Raw genomic sequence first — 12693 nt, 5'->3', positions numbered from 1 at the left:
TTTCCCAATTCGTAAGACCCCTGGAAGACGACCAGGTTGATAGGTCCGAGGTGGAAGTGCGGCAACGCATGCAGCTGACGGATACTAATCGGTCGAGGGCTTATCCAATAGACACACCGGTAACACATGTTCCACCGCGTTTGACTTCGCATCCGGTTTTCAGGGAATAATCATTCCTTGAAATGAGCAGGGTTTTGTTCTGCAAAACCTGTTGGAGAGGTACCCAAGTGGCCGAAGGGGGCGCTTTGCTAAAGCGTTAGGGTGTAACAGCCGCGAGGGTTCGAATCCCTCCCTCTCCGCCATTCCCTTCAAATTGATAAGCGGTTTATTCGTGGCGGTGTAGCTCAGCTGGCTAGAGCGTTCGGTTCATACCCGAAAGGTCGGGGGTTCGATTCCCTTCGCCGCTACCAAAAAAAGCTTGTCAACCTGCTTCTGATATGATACGATAACAAATGTCTTTGTCGAATATGGAGGCTTAGCTCAGCTGGGAGAGCATCTGCCTTACAAGCAGAGGGTCGGGGGTTCGATCCCCTCAGCCTCCACCATATGCCGACGTAGCTCAGTTGGTAGAGCAGCGGTATCGTAAACCGCAGGTCGGGGGTTCGAGTCCCTTCGTCGGCACCATCTTTGGAAACACCTTGTTCAACGCGGAGCCGTGGTGTAGAGGCCTAACATGCCTGCCTGTCACGCAGGAGAACGCGGGTTCGAATCCCGTCGGCTCCGCCATTTTACAACCAAATGGTTTCCATAGAATTTGCGCCTTTGACGCAAAATTTTTTTTGCCCGCATGTCCTTGCATGGCTCGGTAGCTCAGTCGGTAGAGCAGAGGACTGAAAATCCTCGTGTCGGCGGTTCGATTCCGTCCCGAGCCACCATATTGTGGAGGCTTAGCGAAGTGGCCAAACGCAGCAGACTGTAAATCTGTTCTCTGACGAGTTCGGTGGTTCGAATCCATCAGCCTCCACCATTTTACCATGAGCCATTAGCTCAGTTGGTAGAGCACCTGACTTTTAATCAGGGTGTCGTAGGTTCGAGTCCTACATGGCTCATACGTATACAGCATAACCAAAGGGACGTTCTCCGGATGAATCCGGTAGGAACGTCCCTTTTTCGCGCATGTTGGCGCTATTTGTCGCCTGAGGCGGCAAGAGAACGGGGGTGTCCCGATCCGCGGGGGCGGCGCACGTCGCTGCCGAGCGCCAGCGGGATGCCGACCAGGAGCAAGAGGCAGGAAAAGCCGAAGGTGCGATGGAAGGCCGTCTCCACCGCTTGGTGATAACGGTGCGTAAGCTTCGGGACCAGCTTCAAGACAACCTTTTTTTGCTCGGCGAAAGCGGTTCGAAAGGCTTCTTGCTGCTCCTGGGGCAGAGCCTTTTCCTGAAGGGCCGCCTGCTCATCCAACTGGGCACTGAGCGAGTTCGGGTCCATGGCGGTCATGGAGGAGCTGTCACGGGAGGCATCGGAAGACACGGCTTGAAGCTGTTTCACCAAGGCTTGCTTAAGCGTCGGGTTCAACTCCGTTACGGCCTCCACGCTTGTAACGCTGTCGGTTTGAGCATGCTTCATCTCGGCGGTCAGATAGGAATGCAGCATCGTCACCAGAATGGCTACTCCAAGCACGTTGCCGATGGCGCGCGACATGTTGATGACTCCGGAGCCGATGCCCACCTTTTCTTCGGGAACGTTGCGAATGGAGGATGAGATTACCGGGGACAAAGTCAGGCCAAGACCGATCCCGGCCAGCGCCAAGCGAATGATGATCGCGAACAGGGTGGACTCGGCGGTCAGGCTGGTGAAGGTGTAGAGGGAAGCGACCATGCAGGTCATCCCGACCGCCGCAAACCAACGGCTGCCATACTTGGCGGCCATAGGACCGGCGAGGACCGAGCCCAGCATCGAAGCGAGCGACATGGCGGAGATCGTCAAGCCGGCGTGCAGCTCGCTCATGCCGCGGACACGGGTCAGGAAGAACGAGAAGAGGAAAGCGATGCTCATGATGGCCGCTCCCGCCACGATCATGGTGGCCGCGGCTCCGTCGAACACCTTGATCTTGAGAAGGGAGAGGGGAAGTATCGGATGCTTGCCGAAGGATTCCGCCAGGAAGAAGCAGACGAGGCCGACGGCGGCGGCGCCGAACAGCAGGAGGCTGGTCCCGGAACTCCACCCGTAATCCGGGATCTTGATGAGCGCATACGTGAAGCAGAACATGGCGGCGCTGATGCAGGCCGTGCCGGCCCAGTCGATGCGTTTGTCCGTGGTGGGGTCGAACGATTCCCCGATAAACCGGAAGGTTAGAATGATACTTAATACCCCGAGCGGCACATTGACGTAGAAAATCCACGGCCAGCTAAGCCGGTCCGTCAGAATGCCTCCCAGCACCGGTCCGCTTGCTGCCGCCAGACCGGAGATCGCTCCCCAGAGGCCGATGACCATGCCGTGCATCTCCTTGGGGAAGGCGGAGGTGGCGAGCGGTACGGTTACCGGGACGATGATGGCTCCGGCTAGCCCCTGAACAATCCTGCAGATGATCAGCGTCTCGATGCTGGTCGAGAGGCCGGCGAAGAGCGAGGCCAGGGTAAAGAGGCCGAGCCCGATCAGGAATACCCGTTTTCGGCCGAATTGGTCGGCCAGTCGGGCAGCCGTCAGGATGGAGACGGCAAAAGCCAGATTGTAGCCATTGACCACCCACGAAATTTGACCCACGCTTCCGGAAAAGGATCGGGTCATTTCGGGGAGGGCGATGTTGACGATCGTCGAATCGAGCAGCGCCATAAAAAACCCGAGGACGATCGCGCTAAACGCCAGGATGGTGGTTCGGTTCCACTTCATAGACAACCTTCTTTCTGAATGTGAACTAAAGTTCATGTTAGATTATATGAACCGAGGTTCACATTTGTCAATGACAATTTAAGATTCGTCCGCTGACGCTTGCGAAGCCGGCGGATGTCTTTTAGAATGCGAATAGAAAGGGGACGGAAGGCATGGAGTCCAAGGACAAAGTCCGCACACCTCGGCAAGAGCGGAGCGTGAAAACAAAGACGGCCATCCTGAAGGCCGCGATCCGGCTCTTTACCGAAAAGGGATACCACGGAACGAATACCAAGGAAATCGCCGCGGAAGCGGGTGTTTCCACGGGAAGCTTTTACTCCTACTTTGCGGACAAGCGAGCGGTTTTTCTTGACGCGGTGCTCCTCTATAACCGGGAATTCACGGAACGGATAGATCAGGAGATGCGCGAGATCGACTTGACCATCGAGGATAAAAAATCGGTGCTGCCGAAGCTGGTGGACAGCTTGATCAACTCCCACCAGGTGTACAAAAATTTTCACAACGAAATGATGGTGCTGTATCATTCCGAACCGGCGGTCAAGCAGTTGATGGATGAACAGTACGACCGCAACCGGACCCTTACTTTGCGCTATCTGACGTTATGGAAGGATACCATGGTCGTCAAGGATTTGGAGGCCGCCGCGTTTGTGGTGTTTGCGGCCATCGACCATGTGGTGGATGCGTTGGTGTTTTCCGAGGTATCCATCCCTGTGGAGCGGATCAAGCAAGGGCTGGTAGATATGGTGGCCAGCTACCTGTTGGGAATGACAACGGACGAGGCCGAAGGCGAAAGCGGGCGCGGATAAGGAGCCGGGGCCGGGGAAGGCTAACAAGGCATGAATCGGTGATCCACCCTACGCCAAACGGAGGGAATGACCATGCCTTATGTAATTCCCTTGTTGACCGGGATGCTGCTTGTGCTGCTGCTGATTCCGTTTATTCGCCGCTATGCCTTGAGAACGGGGTTTGTCGACCAACCCGGCAAGCGAAAAATTCACGCGCGTCCCGTCCCGCTCCTGGGCGGCGTTGCGATATATGCCGGCATCGTCATTCCGATCCTGCTGTATGCGGGGTGGACGGCCCAGACGAAGACGATCCTGCTCGGCGGAACGGCCCTTGCGGCCATCGGTCTCATCGATGATTCATTCAAGACGAAGGGCAAGGAATTCCCCGTCTGGCCGCGGCTTCTGATTTATTTGGCGGCCGCCGCCGTTCCGCTGTTCTTCGGCATCGAAATCTCCGCCATTCGCGGACTGCACGGCATGATCGTGTTCCCCCGGGCGGTGGCCTGGGCCGGAACGATCCTCTGGATGTTCGCGCTGCCGAACATGATCAACTTCATCGACGGCGTCGACGGCCTGGCTTCCGGGATTCTGACGATCGCCTCGGCTGCGCTGTTCTTCGCCGCGCTCTGGCAGAATCAGCCGGAATCGGCGGTGCTCGCCGCCATTCTGTTCGGCGTCTGCGCGGGGTTTCTGGCTTACAACTTTTATCCGGCCCGGATCTTCATGGGAGACTCCGGGGCCGTTTTTCTCGGCTACACGATTGCCGTGCTCGCGGTCAACGGCTCCTTCAAGAGCGCAACCGTGATCTCCCTGTTGGTGCCAGTTCTCGCGCTCGGCGTGCCGATTCTCGACACGGTTCAAGTGTTCCTGCGCAGGCTCGTCCGCGGCACCGGCCTGCACCGGGCGGACAATCTGCATACCCACCACGTTCTGATGCGCTGGGGGCTCAGCCAGACCCAGACCGTGGCGTTTCTCTATCTGATCGAGATCACCTTCACGCTTCTCGCCCTGATCCTGCTGCTGCTCTAATCCCACCCCGCAAGCGAACTTTGGCCGCCTGCGGGGTTTCTTTTTGCCCGGACGATGGGGTATCATGAGAGAAACGACCAAGATCGGGGAGCGCGTATGGACTGGGAGAAGCTGGCGGCACAACTGAAGCAGAAGCTGGGTACGGCGGTTACCCTGCGCACACAAGGGCGCGGCGAAGCGCCGGAGGATGCGATTTCCGCGGAGGAAGGGGGAGACGCGGCCGGGGACGAGCTGGTCTTTCCGCTGGAGGAATCGGGGGAGGGGACGCTTTTGCTCGCCGTGGCAGCGGACGGGCTGTCCGAACGGGAGCGGGCGCTGATCGAGCTGACGGTGGAAGCCGGCCGCTCCGGCGTCCGGAGCAAGGCGGCAAATCCGGCGGCGGACGAGGAGCGGCGTGCTCTGCTGGTGCGCGACTGGTTCCTTCATCAGCTCGAAAGCGGTCCAGGCGCGGCGGAGATGCCGGAGCCGCTGGCTTCGCAGCTCGGGTTTCACAAGTCGCGAATTCCGCTGTTGCTCACCGGAGAATTCTCGGAAGCCCGGCGGCAGCCGCCGTACCGCGAGTTCAAGAAGCTCTTGGAGTCGTTCTTCGATACGGAGATTCACCTGATCCCGCTGATGGACAAGGAATGGCTGATCCTGGCGCCGGAAGCCCTGCTTGCAGAAAGCCTCGGCGACGAGGAAGGCGGCGAGCGGGTAGAGGATGCGCTAAGCGATCTGGCCGAAGGCATGTTCGAGATGCTGTCGAGCGAATGGCTGGGCGAGTGCCACCTCAGCATCGATTACCCGATGACCCCGGCGAAGTCGCTCTTATCCGTGGCCGTGCAGCTCCGCGAGACGATCCTGCTCGGCAAGGCGTTCCACGTCGGCACGAACATCCACCTCCCCTGGAAGCTGCAGACGGAGAAGCTGTTATATGCGATCCCGGAAAACGAGAAGCTGCGGTTTGTGAGCCAGGTGCTGGGGCGCAGCGATCCGTCGCTCGACGGCGAGCTGCTGACGACGCTGGAGAGCTTTTTCGCCCAGGAATGCAACGTCAGCGAGACGGCCAAAAAGCTGTATATCCACCGCAATACGCTGCTGTACCGCCTGGATAAGTTCAAGCAGGAGACGGGGCTCGATGTCCGAACGTTCAACGATGCCGTGCTGGTGAGGATCGCGGTGTTATTGTATAAAGTTACGAAAAGGCCGTAGGAATTTTGTGAGGATTGTGCATAGTGTTTTGGCCCGGACTGGGTTATCATGAACATGTACTCAAGAAAGAGCACAATTTATTCATTCGGGAGGAATATAGCATGGCTGGCGTTCGCTTGAACCATATTGTAAAGAAGTACCCCGGTAACGATGAAGCGACGGTTAAAGACTTTCACCTGGATATCAAAGACAAGGAATTCCTCGTTCTGGTTGGCGCTTCCGGTTGCGGCAAATCCACCACGCTCCGCATGATCGCGGGCCTCGAAGAAATCTCGGAAGGCGAACTGTACATCGGTGACCGTCTGGTCAACGACGTCGCTCCGAAAGACCGCGATATTGCGATGGTATTCCAATCCTACGCGCTGTACCCGCACATGAACGTATATCAGAACATGGCATTCGGCCTGAAGCTGCGTAAATTCAAGAAGGCCGACATCGACGCCCGCGTTCGTTCCGCAGCCAAGACCCTCGACATCGAGCATCTGCTCGACCGCAAGCCGAAGGCTCTGTCCGGCGGTCAACGCCAACGTGTTGCCCTGGGCCGCGCGATCGTCCGCGAACCGCAAGTGTTCCTGATGGACGAACCGCTCTCCAACTTGGACGCCAAGCTGCGCGTACAGATGCGCGCCGAAATCACCAAGCTGCACAAGCGCCTCGGCACCACGTTTATCTATGTAACGCATGACCAGACGGAAGCCTTGACCATGGGTCAGCGAATCGTCGTTATGGATAAAGGCATCATCCAGCAGGCCGCTACGCCGGAAGAAATCTACAACCATCCGGTTAACATGTTCGTAGCCGGCTTCATCGGTTCCCCCGCGATGAACTTCTTGAACGGCAAGCTCGTTGAAGAAGGAGGCAGCCTCCGGTTCAAGTCGGAAGGTGTCAACCTTGAAGTTCCCGCAGGCCGCGCCCAGCTTCTCAAGTCGAAGGGCTACATCAACAAGGAAGTCATCCTCGGCGTTCGTCCCGAAGAACTGCACGACGAGCCGATCTTCCTGGAAGGTTCCCCGAATTCCATCGTGAACGCTCACGTGGAAGTTTCGGAAAACCTCGGTCACGAAATGTACCTCTACCTGAACGGAATCGGTACCGGATCGGTTATCGCCCGCGTCGACGCCCGTTCCCAAGCGAAGGAAGGCAACAACGTCCGCTTGGCCATCGACATGAACAAAGTGCATTTCTTTGACAAGGATACGACGAACTCCATCCTGGTTGAACAATAATCTCCATCATTCGATCCCAAGGGTCAGCCAAGCCGGCTGGCCCTTTTTTACTAAGGAGGACTTTGGAAAAGACTGGCATGGACTTGTGTTGCTTTCGGATTGCATTTTCGTTACGATGTACCTATTGGAGAGAGAGAAGGAGTTAGTACCATGGCGAAAAAGGTTAAAATCGCGGATCTCGTCAAGCGGTTCAAGCTGGAGGTGGTCTGCGGGGAAGACGGCTTGCAGCGGCTCATTACCGTCTCCGACCTGTACCGGCCGGGGCTCGAGATCGCGGGCTATTTCAATTATCACCCCTCGGAGCGCGTTCAGATTCTCGGCAAAACCGAGCTGACGTTCCTGATGACGCTGAGCGAGGATCAGCGCAAGGATCGACTCGCCAAGCTGTGCAGCTCGGAGGAAACCCCCTGCATCCTCGTGACCCGGGGACTGCCGGTGCCGGACGAGCTGGTTGAGATCGCGACCGAGCGGAAGATTCCCATCGTCCGCAGCACGATGCCGACGACCACCCTGTCCAGCCAGATGACCAACTTTCTGGAAACCAAGATGGCTCCGACGACGACCATCCATGGCGTGCTGGTCGACGTATACGGGATCGGCGTGTTGATTACCGGCTCGAGCGGCATCGGCAAGAGCGAGACGGCTCTCGAGCTCGTCAAGCGCGGCCACCGGCTGGTGACGGACGATTCCGTCGAAATCCGGCAGACGGCGGAAAACGTGCTGATCGGCAACCCGCCGGAGCTGATCAAGCACCTGCTGGAAATCCGCGGCGTCGGCATCATCAACGTGATGACGCTGTTCGGCGCCGGTGCGGTTCGCAGCGACACGAAGATCAACCTCGTGGTGAGGCTGGAAACCTGGCAGCAGGAAAAGCAGTATGACCGGCTCGGTCTCGACGAAGAAACGACCCGGATCATCGACACCGATCTGCCGCTGATGACCATTCCCGTTCGTCCGGGCCGAAATCTGGCCGTCATCGTCGAAGTGGCGGCGATGAATTACCGGTTGAAGCGGATGGGGTTGAACGCCGCTCAGCAGTTTGCCAACAAGCTGACGGAGACGATTGCGGAAGAATCGGAAGAAATGGAATAACCCGTTAGGAATAGGTACGCTATCCGCGTATCCGATTGATGAGGGGGCACTTGCATGTATTTGGCTTTGGATCGAATTGCATTTTCCATCGGGAGCCTGTCCGTTACCTGGTACGGGATCATCCTGGCGACGGCTGCGCTGGCCGGCCTTTACTTGGCGGTCTGGGAAGGGAAACGCTTCGGCATCATTCCCGACTTTTTCATGGATCTTCTGCTTGTCGGCGTTCCCTCGGCGATCGTGGGGGCGAGGCTCTATTACGTGGCCTTCACGTGGGAGGATTACCGCCACAACCTTCTGGATATCTTCAAGATCTGGCAGGGCGGGATCGCCATCTACGGCGCGCTGATCGGGGCTTTTATCGGCGCCTACTTCTACATAAAAGCGAAGGGCTACACCTTCCTGCGGATCGCCGATATCTGCGCGCCCAGCCTCCTGCTCGGGCAACTGATCGGACGCTGGGGCAACTACATGAACCAAGAGGCTTACGGCGGCGAGGTGTCGGAGCATTTCCTGCGCAGCACGCTGCATCTGCCGAACTTTATTGTGAATCAGATGCTGATCGCGGACCCGTCCGGCGCGGTCGCTTATCATCACCCGACGTTCCTCTACGAATCGCTGTGGAACCTGGTCGGCCTGCTGATCCTTCTGTGGCTGCGGCGCAGGCCGTTCCTCCGCACGGGCGAGCTTCTGTTCAGCTACCTGATCTGGTACTCCATCGGCCGCTTCTTCATTGAAGGCTTGCGGACGGACAGCCTGGTCTTTGCCGGTCCGAACTGGTTGGCCAAGCTGATGGACGCCTTGTGGTCGCCGATGAAGCTTGTGTTTGAGCCGGGAGCGATGGAAGCGGGCAAGAACGTGCGCATCTCCCAACTGCTGGCGGTGCTGCTGGTCCTTGCGGCCATTGCGCTCATCGTCTGGCGGCGCAAGAGCGGCCGGGCCGGGACGCGTTACCTCGATCCGATCGTCTCCAGCCGGGCTGTTCCGGCGGCAGAGGGTCCAGTCGCCGGGGAAGCCGCAGCGGCAGAACCGTCCACCCAGTCGGCGACGATTCGAGAACCGGAGGCTACCGATGATCGGTTGAACCCGGTGGTTACGGAACAACCTTTTACTGAAGAGGCTGTACCGGAGAATGTCCCGGGTACGAACGCTCCGGGAGAGGCCGAAGAACGGAGAAGTGAAGATCCCTTCCTCCCCGGTTCGGACGAAGAGAAGAAGCAGGATTAGTTTTAGGCGGGGAACCTTCCCTTGCCGGTCTCGTCCACAAGCGGAAACGGCCGCGCCCCTCGGGGCCAAGCCGTTTCTTCTTCTACCCGGGGGCGGGCAAACCACATCAAGACAGCGATAAAGGAGACCCTATGATCGAGACGATATTGTTTGATTTTGACGGAACGCTGGTCGATACCAATGAACTGATTATCACCACCTTCCTGCATGTGCTGGAGGGACAGACCGAAAAGCCGGTGACGCGAGACCTCATTGTCCCCCATATGGGCAAGCCGCTGGGCGAACAGCTTCAGCTCTTCAGCGGGCGGGAGGATGTCGCCGACCTGGTGCTCGCTTATCGCGAATACAACCTCCGCATGCACGACGAGCTGATCCGCAAATTTCCGTATGTAGACGAGGTGCTGGAGGAGCTTTACGGCATGGGCGTCCGGATGGGCATGGTCACCAACAAGATGCGCTTCACCACGGAAAAGGGACTCAAGATCTTCGGCTATGACAAGTACATGGCCGAGGTCGTGACGGCCGAGGACGTGGAGCGGGGCAAGCCTGATCCGGCGGGCGTCAACGTCGCGGTGGCGCTGATGCAGGCCGATCCGGGGAAGACGCTCATGGTGGGAGACAGCCAATACGACATCCAGGCCGGCCAGCGGGCCGGAGTGAAGACGGCGGGCGTCGCTTGGTCGCTCAAGGGCGAGGAATACCTGCAGCGGTTCGAGCCCGATTACATGCTCCGCGATATGCGGGATCTGCCCGCCATCGTCGGAAGAGCGAGGGATGCGGCGTGCCGAGAAATGTAAACCGGTACCCGGTCAAGGGACCGAATTCGCTGTGGCAGGTCTACCGAACCGTCAGCCGCTGGAAGGCGATGCGCAATTTTGTGTTTATTCAGATGGCGCGCTATTCGCCTTCTTTGCGTTTCAAGAATTCGATTTTCCGGCATGTCCTTGGCATGAAGGTAGGCGAAAATACGGCGTTCGCGCTGATGGCGATGCCCGATGTGTTCTTCCCGGAGCTGATCACGGTAGGCGACGATTCCATCATCGGCTACAACGCCACGATCCTCTGCCACGAATACCTTACCCGCGAATACCGGCTGGGCGAGGTGCGGATCGGATCGCGGGTAATGATCGGAGCGGGCTCCATCATCCTGCCCGGCGTGAGCATCGGCGACGGGGCTGTGGTGGGAGCGGGAACGGTGGTCGTGCGCGATGTGGCTCCCGGCAGCTTCGTGGGGGGCAATCCCATGCGGGTGCTGCGGTACCCGGAAGACAGCGCGGAAGGCATCGGCACGCAGAGCGGTACGCCAATTGACGGAGAAGTCGGACCGTGATATGATAACAGCATTCTTTAATTTGCTAATATGGTAGTATGGTAGCGAACTAAAGTGAACTAAGACCAACTAAAGCAAAACGAATGCAACGACGGATGCAGCCGAAGGATAACCGAGCGGTCGGCTTTCGGCATATCAAGGAAACGAGGGGAAACCGCTTGTCCAAGCCAAGAGGGTTTGAGAAACCGACGGGCGTCAAGGATTATGTGCCCGAGGCGGTGGAACGACTGAGAAGCATCGAATTCCGCGTGCTGGACTGCATGAAGCGCTGGGGCTACCGGCAAATCATCACGCCCACGCTGGAATTCTACGATACGGTCGGCGTCGCGAGCGCCACGACCGACAAGAAGCTGTTCAAGCTGCTGGACCAGAACGGCCGGACGCTGGTGCTGCGCTCGGACATGACCGCCCCGATCGCGCGGGTGGTCTCGTCCCTGCTCAAGGACGAACCGCTGCCGCTCAGGCTCTGTTATCATTCCAACGTCTTCCGCGCCTTCGCGGAAGAAGCGGGGAAGGAGTCGGAGTTCTTCCAGACGGGGGTCGAATTGGTCGGAGACGCATCGGCCGAGGCGGATGCCGAGATGGTGGCGCTGGCGGTGGCCGCGCTGCAGGCGGCCGGGATACGCGATTTTAAGCTTGCGTTCGGGCATTTGGGCTTCCTGAACGGCTTGTTCGAGGAGCTTCTGCCCGACCGGCCGGAGGAGCAGGAAGTGCTGAAGGAATGCCTGATGAACCGGGATTATGTCGGCTACCGGCGAAGTCTCGCGGAAATCGGCCTCCCCGAACTGTCCTCCGGGAAGCTGGAGAGCATCCTGCAGATTCAAGGCGGAGCGAGCGCTTTGGATGTGGCGAGGAAGCTCACCCGCAGCGCCGAGGCCCAGGCGGCGGTCGATCATCTCCGCCTCATGCTGGAGGTGCTGGCCGCCTATGGGATGGAGGATTACGCGATCATCGACCTGACGATGGTCGGGAATTTCAGCTATTACACGGGCATGATCTTCGAAGGCTACGCTTCGGGGCTCGGCTTTCCGGTCGTCAGCGGCGGCCGCTACGACAACCTGCTTGGCCAGTTTGGCCGCCCGGCCCCGGCAACCGGCTTCGCGCTCAAGACGAACCGGATGCTGGAGCTGACGGCGGATTCCATGGGCGAGCCGGAGCGCATGGTCATCGCGTACCGGCAGGAAAAGCGGGCGGCAGCGCTCGCCAAAGCAATGGAGCTGCGGGCGGCGGGCGCCTTCGTCGTGGAGACCCGCCTGCTGGCGGCGGAAGAAGAGCTTCCCGAACCGGGGGAGCGGTTGATCGTCTATGGGTAAGGAGATGAGAACATGGCGGAGCTCTTGAAGGTAGCAATGCCGAAGGGGCGGATCAACAAATCCGCCATCCGGCTGTTTCAGGCAGCGGGGTATGCGATTCCGGACGATCTGGAGGAATCGCGCAAGCTGATCGTCACCGTTCCCGAGGCGGGCATGGAATTCATTCTGGCCAAGCCGGTGGATGTGGCGACTTATGTAGAATATGGAGCGGTGGATGTGGGCATCGTCGGCAAGGATGTCCTCCTCGAAGAGAACCGCGATGTCTACGAGCTCCTCGATCTCGGCATCGCCCGCTGCCGCATGTCGGTGATCGGACTTCCCGATTACCAACCGGAGTTGCATCCCCGGGTGGCGACCAAGTATCCGAATGTGGCCTCCGAGTATTTTCGGCGGCAGGGCCAGCAGGTGGAGGTCATCAAGCTGAACGGCTCGATCGAGCTGGCGCCGCTCATCGGCCTGGCCGACCGCATCGTCGATATGGTGGAGACCGGGCAAACGCTGAGGGAAAACGGCCTCGTCGAGCTGACCTCGATCTTTCCCGTGACCAGCCGGTTGATCGCCAACCGGGTCAGCTACCGGCTGAAGAGCGCCGCCGTGGAACGGTTGTGCGCCCGGCTGAAGGCGGTATTGCCGGAGGAAGCGAAACCCGCCTCGGCGGGAAATCGGTAAGTTGA

At 58.8% G+C, this 12693-nt stretch carries 11 protein-coding genes, 8 tRNA genes and 1 rRNA gene; 19 read left to right on the top strand and 1 reads right to left on the bottom strand.

What is annotated here, in order from left to right; genetic code table 11:
• The 9 genes from ACSEXS_RS20175 to ACSEXS_RS20135 all read left to right on the top strand — a co-directional run.
• Positions 1 to 108 (top strand): 23S ribosomal RNA (locus ACSEXS_RS20175); the annotation flags it as partial.
• A gap of 105 nt (positions 109 to 213) precedes the next feature.
• Positions 214 to 302: transfer RNA gene (locus ACSEXS_RS20170), tRNA-Ser, on the top strand.
• A gap of 31 nt (positions 303 to 333) precedes the next feature.
• Positions 334 to 410: transfer RNA gene (locus ACSEXS_RS20165), tRNA-Met, on the top strand.
• 59 nt (positions 411 to 469) lie between these two features.
• Positions 470 to 545 (top strand) — tRNA-Val (locus tag ACSEXS_RS20160).
• Positions 546 to 548: 3 nt separating this feature from the next.
• Positions 549 to 624: transfer RNA gene (locus ACSEXS_RS20155), tRNA-Thr, on the top strand.
• Between the two features lie 25 nt (positions 625 to 649).
• Positions 650 to 726, top strand: a tRNA-Asp gene (locus tag ACSEXS_RS20150).
• A 73-nt stretch (positions 727 to 799) separates the two neighbouring features.
• Positions 800 to 875 (top strand) — tRNA-Phe (locus ACSEXS_RS20145).
• A gap of 6 nt (positions 876 to 881) precedes the next feature.
• Positions 882 to 967, top strand: a tRNA-Tyr gene (locus ACSEXS_RS20140).
• A 9-nt stretch (positions 968 to 976) separates the two neighbouring features.
• Positions 977 to 1049 (top strand) — tRNA-Lys (locus ACSEXS_RS20135).
• Between the two features lie 76 nt (positions 1050 to 1125).
• On the opposite strand, the gene ACSEXS_RS20130 is transcribed toward ACSEXS_RS20135, so the two are convergent.
• On the bottom strand, positions 1126 to 2829 hold the full coding sequence (locus tag ACSEXS_RS20130; RefSeq protein WP_438435043.1) for an MFS transporter: 1704 nt from the start codon (positions 2827 to 2829) through the stop codon (positions 1126 to 1128).
• A gap of 152 nt (positions 2830 to 2981) precedes the next feature.
• Between ACSEXS_RS20130 and ACSEXS_RS20125 the strand changes: the two genes are divergently transcribed.
• The 10 genes from ACSEXS_RS20125 (at position 2982) to hisG (ending at position 12688) form a co-directional block, all read left to right on the top strand.
• Complete coding sequence (locus tag ACSEXS_RS20125; RefSeq protein WP_438435042.1) at positions 2982 to 3635, top strand: TetR/AcrR family transcriptional regulator; 654 nt, start codon at positions 2982 to 2984, stop codon at positions 3633 to 3635.
• A 72-nt stretch (positions 3636 to 3707) separates the two neighbouring features.
• On the top strand, positions 3708 to 4643 hold the full coding sequence (locus tag ACSEXS_RS20120) for an MraY family glycosyltransferase (RefSeq protein ID WP_438435041.1): 936 nt from the start codon (positions 3708 to 3710) through the stop codon (positions 4641 to 4643).
• A gap of 96 nt (positions 4644 to 4739) precedes the next feature.
• Entirely contained in the window at positions 4740 to 5834 is a 1095-nt protein-coding gene (locus ACSEXS_RS20115) for a PucR family transcriptional regulator (protein ID WP_438435040.1), read from the top strand.
• A 101-nt stretch (positions 5835 to 5935) separates the two neighbouring features.
• Positions 5936 to 7060 (top strand): ABC transporter ATP-binding protein, encoded by a 1125-nt coding sequence (locus tag ACSEXS_RS20110; protein ID WP_438435039.1) that lies wholly within the window; start codon positions 5936 to 5938, stop codon positions 7058 to 7060.
• A 150-nt stretch (positions 7061 to 7210) separates the two neighbouring features.
• Complete coding sequence (gene hprK, locus ACSEXS_RS20105; RefSeq protein ID WP_438435038.1) at positions 7211 to 8152, top strand: HPr(Ser) kinase/phosphatase; 942 nt, start codon at positions 7211 to 7213, stop codon at positions 8150 to 8152.
• Between the two features lie 54 nt (positions 8153 to 8206).
• Positions 8207 to 9376: a prolipoprotein diacylglyceryl transferase gene (gene lgt / locus ACSEXS_RS20100; RefSeq protein ID WP_438435037.1), complete on the top strand. Its 1170-nt coding sequence runs from the start codon at positions 8207 to 8209 to the stop codon at positions 9374 to 9376.
• A gap of 131 nt (positions 9377 to 9507) precedes the next feature.
• On the top strand, positions 9508 to 10173 hold the full coding sequence (gene ppaX / locus ACSEXS_RS20095; RefSeq protein WP_438435036.1) for a pyrophosphatase PpaX: 666 nt from the start codon (positions 9508 to 9510) through the stop codon (positions 10171 to 10173).
• Entirely contained in the window at positions 10158 to 10706 is a 549-nt protein-coding gene (locus ACSEXS_RS20090; RefSeq protein ID WP_438435035.1) for an acyltransferase, read from the top strand. The genes ppaX and ACSEXS_RS20090 overlap by 16 nt, the downstream gene beginning before the upstream one ends.
• Positions 10707 to 10864: 158 nt before the next feature.
• Entirely contained in the window at positions 10865 to 12019 is a 1155-nt protein-coding gene (locus ACSEXS_RS20085; protein ID WP_438435034.1) for an ATP phosphoribosyltransferase regulatory subunit, read from the top strand.
• Between the two features lie 12 nt (positions 12020 to 12031).
• Entirely contained in the window at positions 12032 to 12688 is a 657-nt protein-coding gene (hisG, locus tag ACSEXS_RS20080; protein ID WP_438435033.1) for an ATP phosphoribosyltransferase, read from the top strand.
• The last annotated feature ends 5 nt before the right edge of the window (positions 12689 to 12693 follow it).

It is taken from the genome of Gorillibacterium terrae (assembly GCF_051594785.1).
Taxonomy (GTDB): domain Bacteria; phylum Bacillota; class Bacilli; order Paenibacillales; family NBRC-103111; genus Gorillibacterium.
Note: the sequence above shows the minus strand (reverse complement) of the source record. Positions and strands in the feature narration are given on the sequence as shown.